This is a genomic window from Bacillus sp. CR71 (genome assembly GCF_003429245.1).
Lineage (GTDB): Bacteria > Bacillota > Bacilli > Bacillales > Bacillaceae_G > Bacillus_A > Bacillus_A thuringiensis_S.
Genome location: NZ_CP031748.1, coordinates 5,097,919 through 5,121,983 on the forward strand (window position 1 = coordinate 5,097,919; position 24,065 = coordinate 5,121,983).

Sequence of the window (24,065 nt, forward strand, 5' to 3'; positions counted from 1 at the left end):
GAATATATCGACTTACCGACAAAATCCGATAATAAAAAAGAAGCTGCTCCAACAAATATGATGGAACAATCTCCTCTTTTTAAGCTTCTATACTCGTTTTCCGTTCTATTTTTTCTACAATATGTCCTTCCTCATTCCACTTCACAGCACGATAATATGCGTCATGATAAAACGTAAACCACGCCTCTTTTTCAGCACCATACTTCATCCACTTTTGCTTATTTTCAATCGAAGTCATCGGATAATCATCGTATGCCATTACCCATAATACATTTTGATGCGCGTGTGTCGGCAATAGGTCTGCTAAATGTAGCATCGTTTCTCCTTGACTCTCCAAAGCGATAACTGCATGTCCATCGCTATGACCACCGGTATGCGTCATCTTGATTTCATCTGTAATTTCTATTTCTTGCTGGAACGTAACAACTTGATCTACAATTGGCTCCCAATTTTCCTTCCAATATGTATTACGTGATCTAATGTTTGGATTCCTCATTTCATTCCACTCTGTTTCACTTACGTAAACTTTCGCATTTGGAAATGCCGGTACAAGGTGATCATCTTCCCATTTTGTTAGACCAGATGCATGATCAAAATGAAGGTGTGTCATTAAAACATATTGAATATCTTCAGGCTTTAATCCCTGTTTTTCTAACGATTCATAAACCGATGATTCTTCTGTTACACCTTGATTTCGTTTCATCTTCTCATTCAACTTACCGTTTCCTATTCCTGAATCAATGAGCATATTTCCATCTTTCGTTTGTAAAAGTAACGGATCTGTTCGTAAGTAAATATGATTTGTGTCATTATGTTTATATTTACGTGACCAAAGTACTTTCGGCACAACACCAAACATTGCGCCTCCATCTAAATGTGTATTTCCGCCTTTTAACCACGTTACTTTTATATCTCCAATTTGTAACTGTTCCATTACACATCCCCCTTTTAATTAATCTTAACATAAAATTCTGATTATTTTAGGCATAAAAAAACCTATGCATTACTGCATAGGCTCTGTACGATATTTTGCTTCAACTCGGTAAATACGATGACCCTTACTAGAGAATTTCTCTTCGTATTCAGTCATGATGTTACCTTCAAAGTCGCTGTTATGAAGATCTAAGCTTAAGTACGTTAGTAACATACCATACTCAGCCATACTCATAAGAGAATATTCAAATAAACCTTGGTTATCTGTTTTAAAATGAATTTCTCCGCCTTCTACTAACACTTCTTCATAATTACGTAAAAACGTTTTATACGTTAAACGACGCTTCGTATGACGCTTCTTTGGCCATGGATCTGAGAAGTTTAAATAAACGCGATCAATCTCACCTTTTGCAAAGAAAACTGTTAAATCTTCAGCATCTTTATTAATTAACTTTAAGTTCGGCACTTCTTCTTCAATTAATTTATCAAGTGCATCTACAACAACACTTGTGAATTTTTCAATTCCAATATAATTAATATGTGGATTCGCTTTTGCCATATCATACATAAAGCGGCCACGACCTGTACCTACTTCAATATGAATTGGTTGTTCATTTCCAAATACTTCTTTCCAGTTACCAGCGCGCTCCTCTGGGTTTCCGATTACGATATGTGAATACTCGTTAATTCGATCCATTGCATATGGTTTATGTCTTAAACGCATAGATGTCTCCCTCTCTTTACAAAACTATTTTAAAGGAATAATTCCTTCTTTCTTTTTTTAATTAATCTACCAAACAAAAAACCAAGTACGTACGAGCACTCGGTCCGTTTCTTTCAAGTATAAGATGTACCATTTTGATAAAAACTACATACAGCATTAAACATTCCATGACGAAACAGCTTTTTCTCTTACATTTGAAGAGAAAAACAATCGAAAGGATGATCCGTTCATGCCAATTAATCAACAACATCAATTAGAAGTGCTGAAAGATATTTTAGTCAACCACCAAAGTGATTGCTGCGGGACAGTTTCAGAATGCGAGCAATTAGAGCGCCTCATTCAATCGTTACTCGCAAACGATAATATAAGTAGTGACGCTAAAACAATGCTAAACGATGTATATTCTTATAGTCAATCGGGTAAATCTTCCTCTAATTTGGACAACCATATTTCCAATAATCAAGAACAACTTACTCAGTGGATTGCTGGAATGGACAATTTTTCTTAAGTATTATTCTGAAGCAAGTAGTTGCTGTAAATATTGATGCCAATATTCAGCTTCTGCTTGCTGTTTTTTTGTTGTATGCCATTGAATAGACAAAATCGTTTGTGCTATCACATACCATCTCATACGCCTAAGCAGCGATTCATCCATTTCAATATCATAAAAACCGAGCCACTCACTCCACTCCTGGCGCGGAATGTACCAATATAATAACATACCAAGGTCTAGAGCCGGGTCAGCAATTACAGCTCCATCCCAATCAATTAAAAACAACTCATCTTCATCCGACAATATCCAATTGTTATGGTTTACATCACAATGGCATACAACAAATTCATTGTATTCAATAGCTTTTAATGAACCCATTAAATATTGAAGGCCTTGCTGAATTGTTGCATCATCCCTTATATCTCCTCTTAAAACGAGTTGCAGTTGTTGTAATAACTCTTGTGCGTGAAGCGGCTGCTTCCCAAGTCTTTGAATCATCTGTACAAGCGCTTTAGAGGAGTGTATTTTCTTCAAAAGTTTCGCAACACGTTCTAGTTTCATATCCTCTGGCTCTAGCTTCTGTCCCGGAAGCCATTTTTGAGCAGAAATTACATCACCATTCGTTACCCTTCTTGTCCAAAGTAATTTTGGAACAATTCCTTCTGCTGACAATACCGCTAAAAAGGGCGATGTATTCCGCTTTAAAAATAACTTCTGTTGTCCGTTTTGCGCAATATATGCATCGCCCGTTACTCCACCAGCCGGTACAAGACTCCACTCTTTTCCTAATAATTGTTCCAACCATTCCATATTCATTACCCGTTAACAAATCCTTATCTTTTATAGTTATGAAAAGAAAAACCGCAACATTTCTACACATGTTGTGGATTCATATATTTTACTGTAAATGAAAAGAAAAATTAGCCTAGGCCAAAAATCCTCTATTTTATTTTACAAAACCTGTCATAGAATGACAACTTATCAAAATCGTCACCTTTGTCAATTCTACATTTATTACATTCTCATCGTCAAGTAGCGATTTGTCACATTATCGTCAATATATACGTGCTAATTGGAGCGAGCCTAAGTTCCTTTCCTCTAAATGAAGAAATTGGATCTATTTTCGCTTCGTTTTCGTTTACTAACACATGCCACGTTTCTTCTTTCGGAAGTTGCACCGTTTTAGCTTCTAAACCGCTATTAAATAAAACGACAATCTCTTTCCACGGTCCAAACGATTTTACATTTTGCAGGTGGTATGCAAGTACTTCTGTAGATGTTTGTAAAAAAGTCATATGTTTTTTTATAAGGTCTGCGTTTTGTAATCGGAATGCCCCATGCTCTTTACGAATCGCAATTAAACCTTTTATATAGTTAACAGTCTCTATCTCTTTCTCTTTTTGATCCCAATCTAATTGATTGATCTCATCATTTGCATTATAACTATTTTCATTTCCTTTCTTCGTACGATAAAACTCTTGTCCTGCATGTAAGAAAGGAATGCCTTGTGAAAGAATAACCATTGCGCTCGCTAGCAGGTGACGTTTTTTCAAAATCGCTTCTGATTCTTCATTACTGCGCACTAGTTTATCCCACATCGTCATATTATCATGACATTCTACATAATTAATGCTTTGCGCCGGCTCTAGAAACAGCCCTGTTTCTTTCATACTTAAAAGACTTCCTGCTGCAATATACTGCAAATGATTACAGTCTACAGACCCACCAAATGCAAAACCACGCTTGTTTATATGAAATGTACTCCCTTTTATCCCATCACGAAATTGATCATTAAACTGCGCAATATGCGGCATGTTCTTCGCATTATTTAACGTTGCTTTTTCTTTGGCAGGAAGTGGTGTTTGTAAATCCCATCCTTCTCCTAATAATAAAGCATCTCGTTTTATGTTTCGTACTTCTTTTTCTATCACATTCATTGTATCAACATCTAAAATTCCCATTAAGTCGAATCGGAATCCATCGACATTGTATTCAGTAAGCCAATATAAAATAGACTCTACAATGAATTTCCTCATCATTTTCCGTTCAGACGCTATATCATTTCCGACTCCCGTCCCATTAGAAGGCATACCATCTTCACCATGACGAAAATAATAGCCTGGAACAAGCTTTTCAAATGATGATAGCTCTCTTTCATAAACATGATTATATACAACATCTATGATCACCCTAATACCTTGTTCATGAAATGTTTCAATTAGTTGTTTGCACTCAACTATCCTGTTATACGGATCAGAGGGATTTGTAGCATAAAATCCTGTTGGTGCATTGTAATATAATGGATTATACCCCCAATTATAGGCGGACGAAGGATTCGCCTCATCTACACCACCGAAACAATATAAAGGTAATAGTTCAACATGTGTAACACCTAAATCTTTTATATGAGACAACCCTGTTAACGTCCCGTTCCGTCCCGTTGTTCCCTCTTCCATCAATCCTTTATATGTTCCCTTTTGACTCACTCCACTATTTTGATGTATAGTCGCATCACGAATATGCAGTTCATACAATATGGCATCTGTCATTGATTGTAATGGTGGTAATCCCTCTCGTCTTGTTACACTCGTTTTTTCTAAATCGATAACAACACCGTGTTTGCCGTTTACCGTCACCGACTTTGCATAAGGATCCACAGCTTCGTTCCATATTAAATTAATACAAACAAGAAATGTATAGCATGCTCCGTCTAAATCCCCTTGTAATGTTTGAATCCAAACTCCGTTTTCTTCTCTGTACATTTCATGATCGGTATATTCTTTATCACTCTTATAAATTCTTACTTTCGCAAGCCTTGCGGTTGGAGCCCATACTTTAAATGTCGTTTCTTCTTTTTGATACACAGCACCTAAATCTGTACCTTCGTAATAATACTTTTCATCGAAAATTGTTGTTCGAATAACAGCACCTATTTGTAAATCCGTTTCTTCATTCCGTTCATCTCGTACTGTATAATACTTCCCCACATCTAGCGGCTCTTCTATAAAGCACTCATACTTCGTTGCATCTGGAAGTGCAATAGTATGAGCAATCGGTAAATCTTTCACATTACTTCCTTCTTGCAAACGAAATGTCCGACTTGTTCCATACGCATGTGGGAGCAAAATTGTAATTTTATTCATTTCATCTAAATAGGCATCAAATGGACGTTTTACTTTCAACATAAAAAAATCACCATCATTCTCAAAGTTAAAATAAAGTGAAACTTTAATGAGCGAGAAAATTTTCCCATCCTCACTTATTATTAGCCTTCACCAATCAGGCGAGATAAAATGAGCTGCAAATGATAAGGCTTTTCTTATCAACAAGACTCTATACAGTAACTCCATTCTTCTCTATAGTATATTCACCTGCATAAAAAACGTTTTCAACATTCTATTTTTGTAATTTTATTTCAGCAATCGATTTATACTTCGGGGTTTCTTTCACGTGGGATTCGTATAAAGTAATTGTATCTGCTTGAAATGATATTTCAGGCACTTCTTTTATACTTTCTAAATGAAACTTTTCTTCTCCTATCCATTTACGAGCAACAGTAATATGTGGATGATACGGGCGTGTTTCTAGAGAAAAACCATTTTCTTCACAAATGGCATGTACTTGCTTTTGTAACTGAAACAAATCATGATTCTCACTTACCTTCGCCCAAAGAATACGGGGCTGATCTTCCCTACCAAACGTTGAAAAACCTTGTAACGTGAACGATAGTTCTTTTGTTTTTATAAGTGTTTGTAATCCATTCTTTATCCCTTTTAACTGTTCTTCTGTCGCACCTCCTAAAAAGGAAAGGGTAATATGATAATCTTCCTTATGTACCCACGAGCGAAATGGTAATTTCTCATTCGTATCCTCTTTATAGTTAGACAGCACTTCTTTTATATGATTTGGTAACGTAATTGCGACAAAATAATGCCTATCCATGTACACCGTCTCCTTCTTTCTATTGTTGCTTTTCTTTCTTATCTCATTCAATTAAAAAGAAGCCGCCCTCTAAAGTAGAGAGCGGTCATTATTCATATATCGGCGATTAAAGTTTCACTTTACTTCGCTAATTCATGAATTGCTTGCGCATAAATTGCTGTTGCTTTTAATAAGTCTTCAATTTCAATGTACTCATCTTTTTGATGCGCAAGTTCTTCCTTTCCAGGGAATAGCGGTCCAAATGCCACACCAGCTTTTAATGAACGAGCATAAGTACCTCCGCCAATTGCTAATAGTTCTGCTTTTTCACCTGTTTGTTCTTCATATACACGTTGTAACGTACGAATTAATACGTGGTCTTTATCAACGTGATGCGGGCGTGAATTAGAATAGTCAGCTACTTCAAATCCATGCGTACCAACATACTCTTTCAACTTCGCAATTGTTTCTTCAAAGTTAGTTGTAACTGGGTAACGTACGTTTAGCCCTAAGTTACCACCGTTTTCTTTCGTATAAGAAAGGCGACCAACATTCACTGTTAACGGACCGCTAATTTCATCTTTATAAGCAATAGTAGCTTTTTCACCCAAAATATCACCAGTAAATGTTTCTGTTGCAAATGTCGCAAATGCAGTTGCTTTTCCATCAAGTGAAACTGTAGTCAAGAAGTTTGCTAATAATAAACCTGCATTTTCTCCTTTTTCAGGAGTAGATCCGTGCGCTGAAATTCCTTTTATTTGCAACGTCACTGTATTACCTTCTATAGTCGATTCCCCTATTTTTTTAGCAGTTTGTAAATACTCTTCATATGCTACTGTAAGTGCATTTACATCTTCTCCTGTAATAACCGCTTCTGCAAAATCAGGAACCATATTTAAACGTCGCCCTGAATCAAATGAAACAAGTTCATATGTACCTTTTTTCTCTTCACTACCATTTTGCACAACTTGTATATCAGAAATTCCTTTTTCTGCATTAATAATTGGAAAATCTGCATCTGGTGCAAAACCGATTGTTGGCATTTCTTCGTTTTTAAAGTAGTGATCTACACATTTCCAATTGCTTTCTTCATCTGTTCCTATAATCATACGAACACGTTTTGAAAGAGGTAAGCCTAATTCTTTCACAATTTTCATCGCATAATATGCTGCCATCGTTGGGCCTTTATCGTCAATTGCACCACGTGCAAAAATCTTTCCATCGCGAATATCCGCACTATATGCGGGAGTCGTCCAGCCATCTCCTTCTGGTACAACATCAACGTGACAAAGAATACCTACTAATTCTTCTCCTTGTCCCATTTCAAGATGACCTGCATATCCTTCTAAATTTTTAGAAGCAAAACCTTCAGCTTCTCCTTTATGTAACATGAAAGATAGCGCTTTTTCTACCCCTTCACCGAATGGTGCGCCCTCTTTCGCCGATTCTTCTTCCCATACACTTTTAATTTGTAAAAATTGTTGTGTATCACGAATTAAATCATCTTTTCGTTTTGCAACTTCTTCTGTCCAATTAATCGCTGACATCACGCATCCATCCTTCACTATATTATCTCTTTCATCATAGCAAACCGAAATCCCTTATGCCATACACGAAAACTAAATACCGAACAATTGTAATATTTCAGACATTTCTTATTAGTTTTTCTTTTATTTTTTCAAAAAAATTTGCAGGAATTTGGCGTTTTACGTAGAATTTTATGTGTTAGTTGACTGACCATATATACAATGTCAACTACCAATATTTTTCTATATGAATTTTTGTTAAACTTTTGTAAAATTTAAGTAGATTAAAGCATGAATTTTATCATGTAGAGTACAATGGTAGTAACGACCTTCTTTCCTGAATGGGGTCAAAAAAACTAGTAGAGGAGTGGTTTTCTCTTGAAACCTACAACTACTCGTATGCTAACACGCATTAAATCAATTTATATGTACATCAATGAAAACGGAACGGTAACGACGAAAGACCTTGTAGATGAGTTCGGGATCACACCGCGAACGATACAACGTGATCTAAATGTGTTGCAGTTTAATGAACTCGTGTATAGCCCTTGCCGCGGTAAGTGGACAACAACAGGAAAGAAAGTGAGAATGACCTCATAACAAAAAATAATTGTATGTAAATAAATACATACCCCTTTCTAACTATTAGAAAGGGGTTTTTTCTGTACCTATAAAGGTACTACTTTTCAGTATCTACTTGATATGTTTTTAACATTTCTACTTCTTCATCTGTTAGCTCTCGGTATTGTCCAAGTTCTAGTTCTTCATCTAATACTAACGGACCCATCTCCGTTCTCTTTAGGTAGACTACTTTTTTCCCTACCGCTTCAAACATACGCTTCACTTGATGGAATTTCCCTTCTGTAATCACAAGCTCAATTTCGGAAATATCATCGCTTTTCAATATTGTAAGCGTACCTGGTTTTGTTTCATAGCCATCGTCTAAGATAACACCTTTAGCAAACTCTTTTACATCCTCTTCTGTTACTACTCCTGCAACGTGTGCATAATATTTTTTCGGCACATGCTTTTTCGGAGATAATAATTGATGTGATAACTTCCCATCATTTGTTATCAATAAGAAACCTTCCGTATCGATATCAAGTCGTCCAACTGGGAACGGATCAAAGATTGCATCTTCTAATTCTAATAAATCTATTACTGTTTCATGATTATCATCTTCCGTCGCTGAAATAACACCTTGTGGTTTATGCATCATTAAGTAAACAAACTCTTTGTATTCCACAACTTCACCGTGAATCATAACTTCTTGCTCTTCTACATTTACATGAACTTTCGCATCTTTTACTGGCGTTCCATCAATTTTCACAACGCCATCTTTCAATAATTTCTTTACTTCTTTTCTACTTCCATATCCCATATTCGCTAATAATTTATCTAATCTCACGCTTTTCACCTTCTTTATTTATCATAGAAAAGGGGACGTAATTACGCCCCTCTTGATTTCAACTTTATTTTAAATCTACTACCAAGTTTACGTTGAATTTTATCTAATGCTTCTCCGCCAAATACTCTTTCAAGTACTCCTGTGCGAATTGCTAACAATCCGTAAACAAGACCACCAATACCTGCACAAATCGCAACTGTTATAAGAGCACCAATACGGCCATCAGGCGAAATCATGAAGGATAGAAGCCATTGTGATAGTTTTACAGCAACGACCATTATAAGTGTCAGTACTGCAATTTGGAATGTTCTTTTATATACAACACCGAATGAATAGTGTGCGTATTTTTTAATTTGTCGATTTGTATACCAAACAGAAGCTAAGAAACCAACTGCGGTCGCTAGAATTGCTCCTACTGTACCGAAATAACGAATAAAGATTACGTTACATACAAATTTCAAAATAACACCCATAATAAGCGCGACAATTGCATGCTTTTGCTGATTAATCCCTTGAAGAATTGCCGCTGTTACTGTAAATAAAGCAAATAACAATGCAACTGGTGCATACCACATTAATACTTGTCCACCTAATGGATCTGAGTCATAGAAAGCCGTGTAAATTGGATATGCAAGTGTTGAAATACCGATAACTGCTGGCAATGTTAAAAACATATTTGCCTGGAATGTTTGTGTAATTTGTAATTTCAAATAGCGGTATTGTTTTTCAGTAAATGATTTTGTAATTGCTGGTACAAGCGTTAAACTAAACGCTGTTGCAAGTGATACAGGAATCATAATTAACTTATGCGTCCACATTGTGAAAATACCCAGCGCTCGCTCTGCGATATCACCTTGACCAATCGCCTGCATAATTGAGTTAAATGTCAATGTATCAATTTGTTGATATAAAGGAATTGTTAACCCAATTACAACGTAAGGAATCGCATATGCGAATAACTCTTTAAACAATTGAACAGTACTTACTGTTGATTCTGGTACAGTTTGTTCAATTAAATATTGATCCAAATATTTTTTACGTTTTAACCAGTACCAAATTAACACACCGAGTGCTCCAACCGCTGAAACGAACGCAGCAAATGTCGCTACTCCAACTGCTGTTGCAACTGTACCGCCAAGTACTTTAATAACGATAAAACTACCTGCTAATAAAAAGACGATACGAATAATTTGTTCAATAATTTGTGAAACGGTAGTTGGTCCCATAGACTGGTGACCTTGGAAATAACCACGAATTAAACTCGCTGCTGGTACAACAATAAGTGCGAAACTTACAAGACGAATGATGGTCGTAACTTCTCCTACATTATTGTGTATACTTTGTTTACCAAGCATCGCTTCTGCAAACAACGGTGCCGTCATGTACAGTACTAGGAACGAAAGAACTCCTGTTACTATCATCATAACCATTCCCGAGCGGAACATTCTCCGGCTCGTTTTATAATCGCCAAGCGCATTATATTTGGAAACAAATTTTGAAACAGCAAGCGGCACACCTGCCGTTGCGATACTTAAAAAGATCGTATATGGAATGTATCCATATGTATAGAGCGTTCCGCCTTCTGTACCTACTAATGCATGAAACGGGAAGACGTAAATCATGCCTAAGAACTTTACTAAAAATGTCCCTAGCGTAACAATAAGCGTTCCGCGCAGAAATTTCGAATCGGACATACAAAAATCCTCCTACATCTACATAAAATGAAACTTTAATCAGTGGGGTGTTCTTCTCCACTGATTATTAGTTGAACCATTCGAGCATTTACAGGCTAACAGACTCCCTATTTACTTCTCCTAAATCTTGAGGTTTTAGTCTTATCGCCTACAAATAGCAGGATAGTGCTGAACTCTAACTTTTGTATTGTACCACAATTCTCTCATTAAGCAGTACTTCACTCTATTTTTCTTTTAACGGAAAACATGCTATTCTTTTAGGCAGGAAATGTAGAAAATGAGGTCGATATATTATGCATTATGATGTTATTGTCATCGGCGGCGGTCCTTCTGGGCTAATGGCTGCAATTGGTGCTGCAGAAGAAGGCGCAAATGTCCTGCTTCTTGATAAAGGAAATAAACTTGGGCGTAAACTTGCGATTTCTGGTGGCGGACGCTGCAACGTAACGAACCGTCTACCACTTGATGAAATTGTTAAACATATACCAGGAAACGGTCGCTTCTTATACAGCGCTTTTTCTCTTTTTAATAATGAAGATATTATTACATTCTTCGAAAATCTTGGTGTTAAATTGAAAGAAGAAGACCACGGTCGCATGTTCCCCGTGTCAAACAAAGCGCAATCTGTTGTAGATGCACTTTTAACACGATTAAAAGACTTAGGTGTAAAAATCCGTACAAATACGCCTGTTGAAACGATTGAATATGAAAATGGTCAAACGAAGGCAGTTGTACTGCAAACAGGCGAAGTGTTAGAAACAAATCATGTCGTTATCGCTGTTGGCGGAAAATCCGTTCCTCAAACTGGTTCCACTGGAGACGGATACGCTTGGGCTGAAAAAGCAGGTCATACAATTACAGAATTATTCCCAACAGAAGTACCTATCCTGTCAAACGAGCCGTTTATACGTGATCGCTCATTACAAGGTCTTGCTTTACGTGATATAAACTTAAGCGTATTAAACCCGAAAGGAAAAGCTATCATTTCTCACAAAATGGACATGCTCTTCACTCATTTCGGCCTATCTGGTCCTGCTGCTCTTCGCTGTAGTCAATTCGTCGTGAAAGCACTGAAAAAGTTTAAAACGAACACAATACAAATGAGTATTGATGCATTGCCAGAGGAAAATAGTGAGCAACTATTTCAGCGCATGCTGAAACAAATGAAAGAAGATCCGAAAAAAGGAATTAAAAACGTTTTAAAAGGTTATGTCCCTGAACGTTACTTCCTATTCTTATTAGAAAAAAATGAAATTGACGGTAGTGAACAAGCTGGACAAGTTTCTCACGAAAAGATTCGTGCACTTGTGAAAGACTTTAAAGAGTTTACTGTGAATGTAAATGGTACGCAGTCAATTGAAAAAGCATTCGTTACTGGCGGAGGTGTATCCGTGAAAGAAATTAATCCGAAAGAAATGTCTTCTAAATTCACGAACGGCTTATATTTCTGCGGAGAAGTTCTTGATATCCACGGTTATACTGGTGGCTATAATATTACATCAGCCCTCGTTACTGGTAGAATTGCTGGAACGACAGCTGGAGAAAACGCGAAAATGCAATATTAAAAAAGAAACAGGGATTCCTGTTTCTTTTTTTAATATTGCCATGAAATCATTATCGGCGATTTCTCAAATATATCGACTTACCGACAAGAAGCGACAAACATCTGCTCCATGTAACTTTCCATTGCTTTTTTGTTGCTTTATATACCTTAGTACCTTTATATTTTATATTGTTGAATATTTAAAAAAGGGTAAGGGGAAAACAAATGAGAAAAAAAGTCATGATGTCTTTAATGTTAATGACGTTTCTTTCTGCGGTAGAAGGAACGATTGTTAGTACAGCAATCCCTCGTATAACGAGTGATTTGTCAGGCGTCGAACTTGTTAGTTGGGTATATGCAATTTATATGCTTGCAACAGCTGTTTCGACTCCAATATACGGAAAGCTCGCTGATTTATTCGGCCGTAAAAAAGTTTTACTGATCGGAGCTACAATCTTTTTAGTCGGTTCTGCACTTTGCGGAGTCGTTACATCGATGGAACAATTAATTTTCTTCCGCGCTCTTCAAGGTATCGGTGCTGGTGCTGTTATGCCAATCACAATGACGATAATTGGAGACTTATATAGCGAAGCGAAAGACCGCGCGAAAGCACAAGGTTGGATGAGTGCCGTTTGGGGTGTATCCGGTGTTATCGGACCGTTAGTAGGTGGATTTTTAGTTGATTCCCTTTCTTGGCGCTATATTTTCTTCTTAAACGTTCCATTTGGAATTATCGCTTGCTTAATGATTGCAATTTACTACAAAGAATCTATTAAGCCCGCTAAACACCATATCGATTATCTTGGTGCAACAGTTTTTTCATTAAGTACAATCGCTCTACTATATGCATTATTAACAGGTAGCAGTAAGCAAAACTGGGGAGACATGACAATTATCGGCCTATTAATCTTTGCCGCTATTTCATTCATTATTTTCTTGTTCATCGAGAAAAAATCTCCGGAACCATTAATTCCTTTAACACTTTTCTCTAACCGTACATTATCTACGATAAATATATTAACTCTTATTGCTGGCGCAATGATTATTAGTATTACAATGTACCTACCAATCTGGAGCCAAGGTGTATTAGGAAAAAACGCTACAGAAGCTGGACTTATTTTAATGCCAATCCCTGTTATGTGGACATTTGGCGCTATTTTCTCTGGTAACTTAGTAGGCAAATTAAAAACGAAACAAATCATTTTACTTGGGGCTAGCATTTTATCAGTCGCTACGTTCTTATTATTTACACTATCAACCAATTCACCATCGTTCCTTATTTATGTAGCAGTTGGATTATTCGGCTTAGGAATGGGGCTTGTGACACCGATTTATATGGTAACAATTCAAGCAGCAGTCCCAGCTCATACACGCGGAACAGCTGTTGGTTTAAACACATTTATTAATACATTTAGTCAAACGTTAGGTGCTGCAATATTCGGTACAATCTTCAATACGATGATTCACGCACGTGGTATTAAAAATCTTGATCTTGTATCTGGTGGACATGGCGGTACTACAGCAAACGTAGTAACCGAATCACAATCCGCATTAGCATCAAGCGTACACGTCATTTATATGAGCACTTTCGTATTAGCAGTATGTACATTAATTATCGCTTGGATTTTATTAAAGCCAGCTACACAAACAAGTGAGCAACAATAAAAAGGATGACCATTTTGGTCATCCTTTTTACATAACATCTACTCTTCATTCTCCACAATATGTTTCAGCATGGATAATTTATTATCCCAAAAACGCTCATAATACGAGAGCCACTGTTGTAATTCTTCTAATGGTTCTGGATGCAAACGATATATCTTCTCTCTTCCGCTTTTTCTTCCACTTACTAAATTCGCTTCCGAAAGAATATGAAGGTGCTTTACAACCGCAGTACGACTCATCGGGAAATGATCCGTTATTTTGGAAATCGGTAACTCTTTGTCACTTAATAACCGTATTACTTCTCGGCGGGTTGGATCAGCAATTGCTTGAAATACATCATATTTCGCTGCTGACGAGGACACTTAGCCTTCGACAACCTTTTTCAGTTTTTCATTTACAATCGCTACCCAACCACCGCTCATTCTATCGCGAATAATAGAGCTCTTCGCATTTGCTTTCGGAAGAATTTCATCAGGATGTTTCCAGCCGCCGTGAATTAACGTAAATTCTGTTTTGTTATCTCCTAAGTCTTTCAAATTAAATGAAACAATCCAGCCATCTGTATCCCATGAGAAAGATAAATGGTTTGGCTCATCAATTTCTAACACTTTACATGGTGATGGCCCAAATGGTGATTGCACATGAAATTCATGTCCTACCTCTAATACAAAATCATTTGGCATAAACCATGACGCAATCCCTTCTGCAGTTGATACTACACTCCATACCTTTTGAATAGACGCGTTAAAAACGATTGTTTGTTTAATATCATTTAATGTATTTTGTTGTTCCATTTTCATTCTCCTTTACTCCGCGTTATAACATAACACCTTTTGGTTGTACTTTGATGATATAACACCTTTTGGTTTCATGTCAACGCTAATTCTTTTACTGTTGAGAAATTCTCAACATTTTTTCAACAGGACAAACACCCTCTTAGCATTTCCTCATAATATACTCACAAAGGCAATACAAAATAAAAACTTCTCTCAACATGAAACTCCATCATTCATATTGAAAGAAGTGCCTTACTTATATCATGCGTACTTCGTCTCTCCTCCTTCCCTCAGGGACAATACGCGAGATATGACAAATCAGAAGGAATATGCCCACCATTTGAGTAGGTAGTTATTTCTCTTCTCCTCAACATTTCCTTAGGAGCGAAATGACTACCGACTCACTTTTTTCAAACAAAATAAAAAGGGGTTGAACGCTATGTTCTATTGCATTAACTGCTCTGATATTCATCATGAAAAACATCCGAATGATAAAGTATTCAAAAACGGTTTTTATATTGATCCATTTTTAGGTGATCGTTATCACCTTGGTATGTGTAAAGATGCCCAAAACCATGAAACAGTGGAGCCTCTTTTAACGACAAAGAAATCAGGCACAACCCAATCTATTATGAACGTATTACCGACACATGTTGTCCCAACATAAAACATAAAAAAGAGCTGGATGAGCCAGCTCTTTTTTATGCTTTATAAACGATCATTGCTGAAAAACAATAAATTTGGTTTTCATCGTCGTTAATGGAAACACCAACTTGGTACTTAATATCTACAAAGTTGCTATCATCAATCTTTTTCAAAAAAACATTCACAGCGTCTTCTAAGTCTTTTTCGTGACTTTCATCAAACACTTTCACACGAATCATGTTAACACCATCCTAGATCGCAGCCCTCCGCCGCTTGATTATTGCCACGGTGCGTATCTATGATGCGATAAAACTTTCCATTCTCATATATATATCCGTCTTCTAACACATATTTTTTATCTTCAGTATAGACATAAAACTTACCTATCATAAATTTACTCGTATATAATTCCAAATAATTTGGTCTAAATTTAGCTACAACTTTATTTGTAATATCAATTTTTATTGTGCGCCCCACCTTCTCTCCCTCCTTTGCAAAGAACGGATTTAGGTATATTGTATTAGCGCTTTTACATTTTATGCTTAAAAATAAGTGGATATGCCTTCTTTCTTCACCTGTACTATTTTTCTAAAAAAATCACTATAAATAAAATCCCCAAAAAAACATAAAAAAAGCACTTTACCTTATTGACTCGAATATAAATATTATGTTATTATATAAAATTTGACATTTTTACATACGTATGCTATCATTAAAAGTGGTTACCACATATGGAGGTGGATGATTTGTTTCAAATTGGTGATAAAATCGTTTATCCAATGCACGGTGCAGGAATTATCGAAGCAATTGAAGAGAAAGAAATATTAGGTACTTCACGTCAATATTGTGTGATACGCATCATTAGTAAAGATATGCAAGTAATGCTTCCGATGGAACAATTAAAAAAATCAGGTATTCGTTATATCGTTGATCGAGGTACGTTAGATGATATACTTCTTGAATTTCAAAACGGGGAGTCAGACCCATCACTCTCATGGAAACAAAGATATACAATGAATATGGAAAAAATGAAAAATGGCAATTTACAAGATAGCGCAGAAGTGGTTCGGGATTTACTTCGCCGTAATAAAGAGAGAACATTAAATGCGAGCGAAAAACAAATGCTAGATAATGCCCGAAAAATGATGATTAGCGAAGTCGCGCTCGTACAAAATGTTACTGAACATCAAGCAACAGAATTTCTTCAAGATACAATTAATCATTAAATTTAAAATAGCTGAACGCTATTTTTTTTGTAAAAAGGACAAAGAGATAAAACTCTTTGTCCTTTTCATATTACCCACGCCCAGCTTGAAACGATGGATATAACGTCATTCCACCATCTGCAAATAGCGTAATTCCCGTTACATAACTCGCCTCTGAAGAAGCAAGCCAAGTTGCTACCGCTGCAATTTCTTCAGGTTTTCCAATATAGCCCATCGGTATCATACTTTCTACGTCAGCACGCTGCTTTGGATCAGCAAATTTTTCTGCATTTATCGGCGTATTAATTGCACCTGGCCCAATATTATTTACTCGAATACCTTTTGACGCATATTCTAGCGCTAACGTTTCTGTCATCAGTTTAATACCACCCTTACTTGCTGCATAGTGCACAAATAGTGGCCACGGAATTTTCTCATGAACACTAGACATATTAATGACAGACCCTTTAATATCATGTTCTACAAAATATTTAATCGCTTCACGACTTCCTAAAAAAGCACCTGTTAAATTTGTATTAATTACCCTATTCCAATCTTCAAGCGGCATTTCATGCGACGGTACCGCGTTTTCTATCCCTGCATTATTAATCATAACGTCAAGCGTACCAAACTCTTTCACAGCAGATTGAATGAGATTCACAACATCTGATTCGACCGTTACATCACCTTTTACAGCAATCGCTTCGCCGCCTACCTTTTTAATTTCTTCTAACACACCATTTGCTTCTGATTCTCGTGAGCGATAATTAATAACCACTTTCGCTTTTTCCTTAGCAAACCTCACTCCCATCGCTCTTCCGAGACCAGTTGCTGATCCTGTAATAACGACAACTTTCCCTGCTAAATCACTATACATTTCTATACCTCCTTTAACTTTTGGCTATACCTAACATAATTCCGGCTGCAATAATAAAAACGATACCGACAACGATACCCGTTAATTGGCGTTTCGTTTTCTTTTCACCTAATATAAGAATCCCACCAAGCGTGGAAATAATAATTCCCATTTGCGATAGCGAGAAACTTGTTGCGACTCCAACACGCGGCTGCGAAATGAATAAAAACATATTTCCAGCTGCCCAAATTAATCCTGGAATAATATTTCGGATTGCATATTTATTAAATGGCTGATGTTTAAAGGTAAGCAAAATCCCACCTAACACCATACCAACTGCTTGTGGCAACAAAGCTGACCAACCATCTACGTTAAATAGTCTAATCACTACTACGTAAACTAAATAACCGACTGTTGAAATTAATAAAATTACGATACCTCTTTTAAAGTTTGCTGCTTGCTCTGCATTTTTTTCTTCTTCACTTTGAAGCGATGTTAAAATAACACCGATAATAATACAAACGAGCGCTAAAATCCCAAGGACGACCGATATTGTCGTGGACCATTCATGAAATACGATAACGCCAAATAAAGTCGTCGCAACTAATTGAAGTCCTGTTGAAATTGGCATCGTCCTCGAAACACCCATTAAATCAATACTTTTTAATTGATTCGCCTGACCAAGCGCCCAAAATAAACCTGAAACAACTCCAACTCCAATAACGGTAGGTGTTAATACTGGCTTCATAAAAATATAAACAACAATTGAGAAAATAAGTGCTCCAAACGTTGTTCCGAGCGTTTGACTATACGGTCCCCCGCCCAGTTTTACATTAAATAGCACAATACTTCCCCAAAATATAGCTGGTAAAATTGCTAAAAATATATCCATCGCCCATTACCTTTCTCTGTAAAATGTCATAAATTGAAACTTTAATCATCCCGCAAAATAGCGGAATAAGTTACCACTCTCAATCATTAGAATGAGCTTTCATTTTTTCTTTTTTGCGAGCACAAATCTTTTCTACAACATCATTAGAAACATTCTTTTCTCGCTCCACATTTTTTACCTTTATATGATCTAAATAATCCTCCAAAGTAAGTGTAACTTTGTCATTTGGGGGATTATGCGCCCCTTGAAAAGTAAGAAATTGTAGCGTCACTTCAAATCTAGGAACAAATTCATCTTTCCTGCCGAGACGCTTTATATTTATAACTGAATCACATTCATATTGATCTTTTGTCACTTGTCTAATAACCGAATAGTACCTATTCAATAAAGCACTCTCTAAAAGCTGTTCCCTTGATTCTTTCGCGAAAGAATCACTTGGAGAAGAGAAAAAGATAGAACATATCACTGTAATAATTACACATATTTTTTTCATAACGTCCTCCTTATCCTATAAGTTAGTGTTCTCAAAAACGCCATAAAAAAACGACTTCCCCTACTTAGGAAAGTCGTTTTAATGAATCCAATATTAACCACCACTCACTGGTGGAATTAGTGCAACAACATCACCAGATTGGACCCTGTCATCTTCATTTGCGTATTCTTCATTAATCGCAACCATAATTGGCTCTGAAACTGGTACATTATATTCTTTCGCAACAACATCTTTTAACTCTGCAACCGTAATATTTTCTTTCTCTATTTGTAATTCACTTGTCCCTGCTTCTTCTTGCAAGTGCGCAAATAACAATACTCGAATCATACTTATAGCTCCTTCCCAGGCTCTCCCGCCGGATATGGTGTTTTTTCTAATTGATCACCAATCCATGAGTCACCATCTTCCCAAAACTCCTTTTTCCAAATCGGAACAATTTGTTTTATGCGTTCCATAATATATTCGTTCGCTTCATAAGCCGCTTTACGGTGTGGTGTTGAAACAGCAACAACAACCGCTATATCAGAAATTTGCAACGTACCGATGCGATGTGTAATCGCAACATATGTATCCGGCCATTTCTCTTTCACTTCCAGGCCAATTTTCTCTAGCATCTTTTCTGCCATCGTCTTATAAGCAACATACTCTAAGTATAATGTACGACGCCCTTTCGTAAACTCTCTAACGGTTCCAATAAATGTTGTAACAGCACCGCATTCACGTCGAATCACTTTCTTCGTTACCTCTTCAATCGAGATTTCTGTATTAATTACTTCATAATATGTATTTGTCATTTCGCACTCCTAACCGTTTGTAAAAACCAGTCTATGTACAACTCTTCTTCTGTTATATGAAATACTTTATATTCTTCTCGTATATTTGCCGGGGCATCATACCACGTAATAATCGCTACTATATTTTCTACTTTATGTAAAAGCTCAACGTCTTCCGCAGAACGAAGTAACACTACTTTCGGGTAGTTCTCTTTTTTATAGCCCTCTATTAAAATTGTATCCACTTCAAAAAACTCATATAAGCGAATAATTTCTTGCAAGGACCATTTCTTTCTTAGTGAAGAAAGTGAAAGCAATCCAGCACCTTCTACACTACTTACGACAGCACCAGCTTTACGGTGTCTTTCGCTATCTTTTTGCGCTACTTCTGGAAAACCTCCGTGCCCGTGATGTTTAATGGTAGCAACCTTCATTTCCCGTTCAGCTAATGCATGCACTATTTTCTCCACAAGCGTTGTTTTTCCGCTATTTTGATATCCTACTATTTGTAAGATTGAAGTGGCTTTGCCCATGGCCAATCACATCCCTCAGAGTGCTCTAACAATAATACAGATACTTTCATCCCGGTCTCAAATCCTCTCGTTCCTCCAGGTAACACAATAAAAGCATTCGCATCTGCAAGTGAAGATACTGCACTCGATTTATCTAAACCGACCGGCATCGCTTGTAACGCCCCGTCCACAATCGTTACGTTTGCTCTTACGAAACGAGTAAATGGATTTGGCTTTGGAAAATCTTTTTGTAAAATAGCATCCGCTCTATATACGTGAGGTTCCTTCGCATACAAATACGTTTTTATAATTGGTTGCACAAATAATTCAAAGCCTACATAACAAGCAGACGGATTTCCTGATAAACCGAAAAGTAACTTCCCATCAAATTCAGCTACTGTCGTTACACTTCCAGGTCTCATGGCTATTTTATTAAAGAGTACATTCGCCTGTAACCTTTCATAAATAGCTGGTAAGTAGTCATAATCTCCTACCGATACACCGCCAGTTGTAATTAAAATGTCGACCTCATCCATCGCTAATTGAATAGCTGTAAAACATGCATCTAACTCATCCGCGAGTTGACCATAATAACGAACTTTCCCGCCAGCTTTCATAATTTGAGCTGCGATCATATACGAGTTACTATTTCTAATTTTCCCCGGTTCTAACGGCTCATGTACTTCTAATAATTCACTCCCTGTCGTTACAATACCGACAACAGGCTGTTTTATAACTTTCACAGTGCTATATCCAAACGTTGCTAGTAAGGCCGCAACTCCTGGATTAATTGCCACACCTTTCTTAACGAGAACTTGATTTTGTTTTATATCTTCTCCTTTAAACGACACATTGTCACCGTTATTAAAAGGGCGTTTTAACTTCATATATGTTTTTCCGTTCTTCTCAAATCCTTCTGTCAGCTCTAGCATTACAACTGCATTGCAATCTTCTGGAATAGCTGCTCCTGTCATAATTCGAATCGCTTCAAAATCTCCTACTTCTTCTAAAAAAACAGAACCCGCCCCGATCTCTCCTATTACTTCAAATTCAACTGGATTCTCTTGGGTTGCTCCTTTCGTATCTTCTGCTCGAATGGCGAAACCGTCGTAAGGGGAACGATCAAAATGAGGAACGTCATGATCTGAGACAACATCTTCCCCGAGAATTCTCCCGTAACTTTCCGTAATAGAAATTTCTTCTACTTCACCATGCTTCGCATATTTCATTACCCGTTCTACTGCTTCAGCAACTTGAATTGGAATTCGTTTTTCTACCATCGTTTCTCACCTCATATTTGCAATTTTTTTTATCTCGATTAAACTTTATGTATTCAATAGAAATTACTTCAAGGAGGAATTCCATGTCTTCATTTACACATTTTAATGACCAAGGACGCGCAAAAATGGTTGATATAAGCGACAAAAAAGCAACCGTTCGAACAGCAATTGCGTGCTCTAGCATTGTCGTTACGAAAGAAATTTACGATAAAATCTCTCACAATGAAATTGGGAAAGGTGACGTATTAGCAGTTGCGCAAATCGCAGGCATTATGGCTGCGAAACGAACTTCTGATATTATCCCAATGTGCCATCCTTTATTATTAAAAGGTGTTGACGTTTCTTTTGATTGGAAACAATCAGAAGAACAATATCGTTTACTCATTGAAGTAAAAGTTAAAACAGAAGGTAGCACCGGTGTTGAAATGGAAGCTTTAACAGCTGCTTCCGCTACCGCTCTTACTGTGTATGATATGTGTAAAGCTGTCGATAAAGGTATGATTATCGGCGAAACATACTTACTTGAAAAAACAGGTGGAAAAAGTGGAGATTATACGAGAAATTCATAATCCTCTCTCCGTTGAACCTAAAGGATTTCCTTTAGGTTCAACCTATATATCTTGCATATAAACTTTTCGCTACATTCATATCATTCGTCCCATGAATGAACGCCCTGCCATCTGTAAATAAAACAAAACGATATTCTTCTACCGGAAATGATAATAGATAAGGTGTCGCCTTTATCTCTACACTTCTTTGTAAGCGCTTTTTAATTTCTTCTAAATTAAAATTCTTCCGCACACCCGGGCGAATTTGTACTGTATTTCGCCCACATAACACTTCTGTTTTTGTTTGTGCTTCAAATGTTAAACTCGGATATGTACGTAACCTTCCGCAAGATAAACAAGTATCTTTTTTCTGCCTATTCACTTTAAATGCCATCTGTTGATTATTCCAAAGATCAAATGATAACATCGTTTCACGAAGCGCCCCAAAGTCTTCTACTAATATTTTCAGCGCTTCCGTAATTTGATGCGCAACTACTAATTGTACTGCCGGTTGTATAATACCAGCTGTGTCACATGTTGCTCCGCTCGCCGGATGCTCCATTAAACAGCGAAAACACGGTGTTTTCCCTGGTAAAATTGTATACGTTACTCCGTAACTTCCGACACACCCACCATATATCCACGGAATATTATACTTTTGTGAAATATCATTAATAAGAAGACGCGTTTCAAAATTATCTGTCGCATCTAATATTAAATCTACATCACGCACTAGCTCTTCCATTTCTTGCACCGTTACATCCGTCACAACTGGATTTATTTCCACCTCAGAATTAATCGCTTGTAAATGTTCTGCAGCCGCTATCGCCTTCGGTTTATACTGCTTTGCATCTTCTTCCGTATATAGTTGTTGTCTTTGTAAATTACTCCATTCTACATAATCACGATCAGCAATCGTTACTTTTCCAACACCTGCTCTAACAATCGCTTCTGCATTTGCCGCACCGAGAGCACCAGCACCAATAATAAGCACATGCTTCTCTCTTATTTTTCTCTGTCCTTCTTCTCTAACACCAGAAAATAATATTTGTCTTGAATATCGCTCCTGCATGCGATAGCCCCCTTTCTTATCCTCCTATATAAGACATTTCGATTTTCGGACGATTTTTTGCACTTTCTTCTGTCCGTTCATCCGAATACCTATCTTTTCTATTCATCCATACATCTTGTATAACACTTAATAACTCCTCATCCGAAAGATTTCCTCTAAGAAGTTCTCTTACATTCAAACCCTCTGTCGCAAATAAGCACGTATAAAACTTTCCATCTGCCGAAATTCTTGCCCTCGTACAAGAGGCACAAAATGACTCAGAAACAGATGTAATAAAACCAACTTCAACATTTGTTCCAACGTACCGATATCGCTTCGCAACTTCACCAAAGTAATGGACTTCAGCTGGCTCAAGCGGATACACCTTATGAATCATCTCAATCAATTCTCGTTTTGTAACCACTTGATCAAAATTCCACCCATTTGTACTACCAACATCCATAAACTCAATAAACCTAAGCGTGATTCCTTGCTCTTTAAAATACGCAGCCATCGGAAGTACTTGATGATCGTTCATCCCTTTTTTCACAACCATATTTACCTTTACTTCCAGCCCCGCCTCTTTAGCTGCTATAATTCCCTTAATCACCGGTTTCGTATTAATATTTCGACCATTAATATTCCTAAATATGTCGTCATCTATCGCATCTAAACTAACATTCACTCTATGTAATCCAGCTTCTTTTAATGCCTTCGCTTGTTTCGTTAAATGGATAGCATTTGTCGTTAACCCTATATCTATTAGCCCATCAATTTTCACGAGACGTGCAATCAGTTTTGTTAAATCTTTACGAAGCAGTGGCTCACCGCCAGTAATTCTAATTTTTCGTACACCGATGTTAACAAATAATTTTGCCAAACGCTCAATTTCATCAAAAGTTAGTAAAAACTCATCTTTCAAAAAAGCATAATCTGGCCCAAATATTTCCGCCGGCATACAATATGTACATCTAAAATTGCAACGATCAATGACAGATATACGTAAATCTTGAAGTGGGCGTCCAAAAAAATCTTTAACCATCTCCTGCATCGCCACCCTCCCTTTCTGCCAAATTTCTTTCTTTTCATTCTATTATAATATATTTTCGAACTGCGATGTTTTTGCT

Annotated in this window: 28 protein-coding genes; 7 read left to right on the forward strand and 21 right to left on the reverse strand. The window is 36.9% G+C overall.

What is annotated here, in order from left to right:
* Nucleotides 1-79: 79 nt before the first annotated feature.
* On the reverse strand, nt 80-934 hold the full coding sequence (locus tag DOS87_RS25705; protein WP_000436873.1) for a YtnP family quorum-quenching lactonase: 855 nt from the start codon (nt 932-934) through the stop codon (nt 80-82).
* Between the two features lie 69 nt (nt 935-1,003).
* Entirely contained in the window at nt 1,004-1,657 is a 654-nt protein-coding gene (trmB, locus tag DOS87_RS25710) for a tRNA (guanosine(46)-N7)-methyltransferase TrmB (RefSeq protein WP_001239383.1), read from the reverse strand.
* 229 nt (nt 1,658-1,886) lie between these two features.
* On the opposite strand from trmB, the gene DOS87_RS25715 reads away from it, so the two are divergent.
* Nucleotides 1,887-2,165 carry a YtzH-like family protein gene (locus DOS87_RS25715; protein ID WP_001122235.1) on the forward strand — a complete coding sequence of 93 codons (279 nt, stop codon included), beginning with the start codon at nt 1,887-1,889 and terminating at the stop codon, nt 2,163-2,165.
* A gap of 3 nt (nt 2,166-2,168) precedes the next feature.
* Here DOS87_RS25715 and DOS87_RS25720 read toward each other — a convergent pair whose 3' ends face one another.
* The 4 genes from DOS87_RS25720 to pepV all read right to left on the reverse strand — a co-directional run bounded on the left by DOS87_RS25720 (nt 2,169) and on the right by pepV (nt 7,618).
* Nucleotides 2,169-2,966 (reverse strand): phosphotransferase family protein, encoded by a 798-nt coding sequence (locus DOS87_RS25720; protein ID WP_002162466.1) that lies wholly within the window; start codon nt 2,964-2,966, stop codon nt 2,169-2,171.
* 227 nt (nt 2,967-3,193) lie between these two features.
* Nucleotides 3,194-5,335, reverse strand: a complete 2,142-nt coding sequence (pulA, locus tag DOS87_RS25725; protein ID WP_000921762.1) for a type I pullulanase — start codon at nt 5,333-5,335, stop codon at nt 3,194-3,196.
* Between the two features lie 211 nt (nt 5,336-5,546).
* Nucleotides 5,547-6,092, reverse strand: a complete 546-nt coding sequence (gene thpR, locus DOS87_RS25730) for an RNA 2',3'-cyclic phosphodiesterase (RefSeq protein WP_000373845.1) — start codon at nt 6,090-6,092, stop codon at nt 5,547-5,549.
* Between the two features lie 119 nt (nt 6,093-6,211).
* Nucleotides 6,212-7,618, reverse strand: coding sequence for a dipeptidase PepV (gene pepV / locus DOS87_RS25735; RefSeq protein ID WP_001274235.1), 1,407 nt, complete (start codon nt 7,616-7,618; stop codon nt 6,212-6,214).
* A gap of 357 nt (nt 7,619-7,975) precedes the next feature.
* Between pepV and DOS87_RS25740 the strand changes: the two genes are divergently transcribed.
* Nucleotides 7,976-8,197, forward strand: coding sequence for a DeoR family transcriptional regulator (locus DOS87_RS25740; RefSeq protein WP_000805512.1), 222 nt, complete (start codon nt 7,976-7,978; stop codon nt 8,195-8,197).
* 79 nt (nt 8,198-8,276) lie between these two features.
* Here DOS87_RS25740 and DOS87_RS25745 read toward each other — a convergent pair whose 3' ends face one another.
* Together DOS87_RS25745 and DOS87_RS25750 are read right to left on the reverse strand one after the other, a co-directional pair.
* Nucleotides 8,277-9,005 (reverse strand): pseudouridine synthase, encoded by a 729-nt coding sequence (locus tag DOS87_RS25745; RefSeq protein WP_001234949.1) that lies wholly within the window; start codon nt 9,003-9,005, stop codon nt 8,277-8,279.
* 41 nt (nt 9,006-9,046) lie between these two features.
* Complete coding sequence (locus DOS87_RS25750; protein WP_001284026.1) at nt 9,047-10,699, reverse strand: putative polysaccharide biosynthesis protein; 1,653 nt, start codon at nt 10,697-10,699, stop codon at nt 9,047-9,049.
* A 293-nt stretch (nt 10,700-10,992) separates the two neighbouring features.
* On the opposite strand from DOS87_RS25750, the gene DOS87_RS25755 reads away from it, so the two are divergent.
* Nucleotides 10,993-12,264 (forward strand): BaiN/RdsA family NAD(P)/FAD-dependent oxidoreductase, encoded by a 1,272-nt coding sequence (locus DOS87_RS25755; protein WP_000558871.1) that lies wholly within the window; start codon nt 10,993-10,995, stop codon nt 12,262-12,264.
* A gap of 203 nt (nt 12,265-12,467) precedes the next feature.
* Nucleotides 12,468-13,907 carry an MDR family MFS transporter gene (locus tag DOS87_RS25760; RefSeq protein WP_001228024.1) on the forward strand — a complete coding sequence of 480 codons (1,440 nt, stop codon included), beginning with the start codon at nt 12,468-12,470 and terminating at the stop codon, nt 13,905-13,907.
* Nucleotides 13,908-13,945: 38 nt separating this feature from the next.
* Here DOS87_RS25760 and DOS87_RS25765 read toward each other — a convergent pair whose 3' ends face one another.
* Both DOS87_RS25765 and DOS87_RS25770 read right to left on the reverse strand, forming a co-directional pair.
* The gene (locus tag DOS87_RS25765; RefSeq protein WP_000098837.1) at nt 13,946-14,269 is read right to left on the reverse strand and encodes an ArsR/SmtB family transcription factor; all 324 of its coding nucleotides are present in this window, start codon (nt 14,267-14,269) and stop codon (nt 13,946-13,948) included.
* Complete coding sequence (locus tag DOS87_RS25770; RefSeq protein ID WP_000437764.1) at nt 14,270-14,701, reverse strand: SRPBCC family protein; 432 nt, start codon at nt 14,699-14,701, stop codon at nt 14,270-14,272.
* 421 nt (nt 14,702-15,122) lie between these two features.
* On the opposite strand from DOS87_RS25770, the gene DOS87_RS25775 reads away from it, so the two are divergent.
* A complete protein-coding gene (locus DOS87_RS25775) occupies nt 15,123-15,350 on the forward strand; it encodes a DUF3973 domain-containing protein (protein WP_098577826.1) in 228 nt (75 codons plus the stop codon).
* 34 nt (nt 15,351-15,384) lie between these two features.
* Here the strand turns inward: DOS87_RS25775 and DOS87_RS25780 are convergent, their stop codons facing one another.
* A complete protein-coding gene (locus DOS87_RS25780) occupies nt 15,385-15,567 on the reverse strand; it encodes a sporulation protein Cse60 (RefSeq protein ID WP_000621751.1) in 183 nt (60 codons plus the stop codon).
* Nucleotide 15,568: 1 nt separating this feature from the next.
* The gene (locus DOS87_RS25785) at nt 15,569-15,805 is read right to left on the reverse strand and encodes a DUF2553 family protein (protein ID WP_000533804.1); all 237 of its coding nucleotides are present in this window, start codon (nt 15,803-15,805) and stop codon (nt 15,569-15,571) included.
* Between the two features lie 254 nt (nt 15,806-16,059).
* Here DOS87_RS25785 and DOS87_RS25790 point away from each other — a divergent pair, with 254 nt between their 5' ends.
* Complete coding sequence (locus DOS87_RS25790; protein ID WP_000451446.1) at nt 16,060-16,554, forward strand: CarD family transcriptional regulator; 495 nt, start codon at nt 16,060-16,062, stop codon at nt 16,552-16,554.
* 70 nt (nt 16,555-16,624) lie between these two features.
* Here the strand turns inward: DOS87_RS25790 and DOS87_RS25795 are convergent, their stop codons facing one another.
* The 7 genes from DOS87_RS25795 to glp form a co-directional block, all read right to left on the reverse strand.
* A complete protein-coding gene (locus tag DOS87_RS25795; RefSeq protein WP_000286680.1) occupies nt 16,625-17,410 on the reverse strand; it encodes a glucose 1-dehydrogenase in 786 nt (261 codons plus the stop codon).
* 13 nt (nt 17,411-17,423) lie between these two features.
* The gene (gene glcU, locus DOS87_RS25800) at nt 17,424-18,281 is read right to left on the reverse strand and encodes a glucose uptake protein GlcU (protein ID WP_000350863.1); all 858 of its coding nucleotides are present in this window, start codon (nt 18,279-18,281) and stop codon (nt 17,424-17,426) included.
* Nucleotides 18,282-18,360: 79 nt separating this feature from the next.
* Nucleotides 18,361-18,774, reverse strand: a complete 414-nt coding sequence (locus DOS87_RS25805; protein WP_000717657.1) for a DUF3888 domain-containing protein — start codon at nt 18,772-18,774, stop codon at nt 18,361-18,363.
* Nucleotides 18,775-18,867: 93 nt separating this feature from the next.
* On the reverse strand, nt 18,868-19,101 hold the full coding sequence (gene moaD, locus DOS87_RS25810) for a molybdopterin converting factor subunit 1 (protein ID WP_000621773.1): 234 nt from the start codon (nt 19,099-19,101) through the stop codon (nt 18,868-18,870).
* A 2-nt stretch (nt 19,102-19,103) separates the two neighbouring features.
* On the reverse strand, nt 19,104-19,568 hold the full coding sequence (gene moaE / locus DOS87_RS25815; protein ID WP_000185947.1) for a molybdopterin synthase catalytic subunit MoaE: 465 nt from the start codon (nt 19,566-19,568) through the stop codon (nt 19,104-19,106).
* Entirely contained in the window at nt 19,565-20,086 is a 522-nt protein-coding gene (mobB, locus tag DOS87_RS25820; protein ID WP_002081993.1) for a molybdopterin-guanine dinucleotide biosynthesis protein B, read from the reverse strand. The genes moaE and mobB overlap by 4 nt, the downstream gene beginning before the upstream one ends.
* Nucleotides 20,050-21,339, reverse strand: coding sequence for a molybdopterin molybdotransferase MoeA (glp, locus tag DOS87_RS25825; RefSeq protein ID WP_000229703.1), 1,290 nt, complete (start codon nt 21,337-21,339; stop codon nt 20,050-20,052). The genes mobB and glp overlap by 37 nt, the downstream gene beginning before the upstream one ends.
* 83 nt (nt 21,340-21,422) lie before the next feature.
* On the opposite strand from glp, the gene moaC reads away from it, so the two are divergent.
* Nucleotides 21,423-21,908, forward strand: coding sequence for a cyclic pyranopterin monophosphate synthase MoaC (gene moaC / locus DOS87_RS25830; protein WP_000094146.1), 486 nt, complete (start codon nt 21,423-21,425; stop codon nt 21,906-21,908).
* 37 nt (nt 21,909-21,945) lie between these two features.
* On the opposite strand, the gene DOS87_RS25835 is transcribed toward moaC, so the two are convergent.
* Nucleotides 21,946-22,959, reverse strand: coding sequence for a molybdopterin-synthase adenylyltransferase MoeB (locus DOS87_RS25835; protein ID WP_001158115.1), 1,014 nt, complete (start codon nt 22,957-22,959; stop codon nt 21,946-21,948).
* A gap of 16 nt (nt 22,960-22,975) precedes the next feature.
* Entirely contained in the window at nt 22,976-23,989 is a 1,014-nt protein-coding gene (gene moaA, locus DOS87_RS25840) for a GTP 3',8-cyclase MoaA (RefSeq protein ID WP_001157112.1), read from the reverse strand.
* Nucleotides 23,990-24,065 lie beyond the last annotated feature (76 nt).

Excerpts from the sequence above, each read along its gene's own strand:
- moaC (WP_000094146.1), top strand. The coding sequence starts at position 21,423 with ATGTCTTCATTTACACATTTTAATGACCAAGGACGCGCAAAAATGGTT.
- moaE (WP_000185947.1), bottom strand. The coding sequence starts at position 19,568 with ATGACAAATACATATTATGAAGTAATTAATACAGAAATCTCGATTGAA.
- DOS87_RS25755 (WP_000558871.1), top strand. The coding sequence starts at position 10,993 with ATGCATTATGATGTTATTGTCATCGGCGGCGGTCCTTCTGGGCTAATG.
- DOS87_RS25790 (WP_000451446.1), top strand. The coding sequence starts at position 16,060 with ATGGAGGTGGATGATTTGTTTCAAATTGGTGATAAAATCGTTTATCCA.
- trmB (WP_001239383.1), bottom strand. The coding sequence starts at position 1,657 with ATGCGTTTAAGACATAAACCATATGCAATGGATCGAATTAACGAGTAT.
- DOS87_RS25805 (WP_000717657.1), bottom strand. The coding sequence starts at position 18,774 with ATGAAAAAAATATGTGTAATTATTACAGTGATATGTTCTATCTTTTTC.
- thpR (WP_000373845.1), bottom strand. The coding sequence starts at position 6,092 with ATGGATAGGCATTATTTTGTCGCAATTACGTTACCAAATCATATAAAA.
- moaD (WP_000621773.1), bottom strand. The coding sequence starts at position 19,101 with ATGATTCGAGTATTGTTATTTGCGCACTTGCAAGAAGAAGCAGGGACA.
- DOS87_RS25770 (WP_000437764.1), bottom strand. The coding sequence starts at position 14,701 with ATGGAACAACAAAATACATTAAATGATATTAAACAAACAATCGTTTTT.
- glcU (WP_000350863.1), bottom strand. The coding sequence starts at position 18,281 with ATGGATATATTTTTAGCAATTTTACCAGCTATATTTTGGGGAAGTATT.
- DOS87_RS25760 (WP_001228024.1), top strand. The coding sequence starts at position 12,468 with ATGAGAAAAAAAGTCATGATGTCTTTAATGTTAATGACGTTTCTTTCT.
- pepV (WP_001274235.1), bottom strand. The coding sequence starts at position 7,618 with ATGTCAGCGATTAATTGGACAGAAGAAGTTGCAAAACGAAAAGATGAT.
- DOS87_RS25715 (WP_001122235.1), top strand. The coding sequence starts at position 1,887 with ATGCCAATTAATCAACAACATCAATTAGAAGTGCTGAAAGATATTTTA.
- DOS87_RS25705 (WP_000436873.1), bottom strand. The coding sequence starts at position 934 with ATGGAACAGTTACAAATTGGAGATATAAAAGTAACGTGGTTAAAAGGC.
- pulA (WP_000921762.1), bottom strand. The coding sequence starts at position 5,335 with ATGTTGAAAGTAAAACGTCCATTTGATGCCTATTTAGATGAAATGAAT.
- DOS87_RS25795 (WP_000286680.1), bottom strand. The coding sequence starts at position 17,410 with ATGTATAGTGATTTAGCAGGGAAAGTTGTCGTTATTACAGGATCAGCA.
- DOS87_RS25835 (WP_001158115.1), bottom strand. The coding sequence starts at position 22,959 with ATGCAGGAGCGATATTCAAGACAAATATTATTTTCTGGTGTTAGAGAA.
- glp (WP_000229703.1), bottom strand. The coding sequence starts at position 21,339 with ATGGTAGAAAAACGAATTCCAATTCAAGTTGCTGAAGCAGTAGAACGG.
- DOS87_RS25775 (WP_098577826.1), top strand. The coding sequence starts at position 15,123 with ATGTTCTATTGCATTAACTGCTCTGATATTCATCATGAAAAACATCCG.
- moaA (WP_001157112.1), bottom strand. The coding sequence starts at position 23,989 with ATGCAGGAGATGGTTAAAGATTTTTTTGGACGCCCACTTCAAGATTTA.
- DOS87_RS25720 (WP_002162466.1), bottom strand. The coding sequence starts at position 2,966 with ATGAATATGGAATGGTTGGAACAATTATTAGGAAAAGAGTGGAGTCTT.
- DOS87_RS25780 (WP_000621751.1), bottom strand. The coding sequence starts at position 15,567 with ATGATTCGTGTGAAAGTGTTTGATGAAAGTCACGAAAAAGACTTAGAA.
- DOS87_RS25750 (WP_001284026.1), bottom strand. The coding sequence starts at position 10,699 with ATGTCCGATTCGAAATTTCTGCGCGGAACGCTTATTGTTACGCTAGGG.